Source organism: Bartonella sp. AA86SXKL (assembly GCF_042196885.1).
In genome coordinates, this window is the sequence record NZ_JBHIRE010000598.1 from 1 (window position 1) to 529 (window position 529).

General features: G+C 35.7%; 1 pseudogene. It reads right to left on the reverse strand.

Annotation, left to right across the window (positions count from 1 at the left end):
* Positions 1–529, reverse strand: a pseudogene (locus tag ACFIO5_RS13480) (integrase); the annotation flags it as partial.

The window sequence follows — 529 nt, forward strand, 5'->3', positions numbered from 1 at the left end:
CTGCTGATAAAGGCACGCGAAATTCTGTTGTAACGTCGCGCTTTCCTTTAATATTCTCAACAGAGAATGTCCATATAGCGCCGTCAATTTGATCTTCAAAAATATGACGCAAAAGATTTGTACAATCTCCTTATAATGATAAGAAGGCGCAAAGCCAAATCCGTTATGATTGTTGTTTGCAAAGTATTTTATAAAAGCCAGGATATCTCTTCAATCTATAACGGTCTATAAGTAGTTTTATAAAGTTGTTTACCTAATAAAGCTCTTGCTTTTGCTGTTCCCTGTAAATTAACATCTAAACCTAACGTAATAACGTGCTTGAGACAAATTGAGACGGATAAGTTATTTTCTCTGTTGTTGCAGCTTTTATACGCCAAATAGGAGCAAGGATATTGCATATCTCTGTTTGGGTAATCTCTGAAACAGGTAGACAGCTTAATTTGGAGAGAACATAAAGTTGTAAAGGTAAAAACCAGTTTCCAGTGTCGTCATCTCCCTTTAAATTCGGCTTTACGACTTTCAAAAGCAT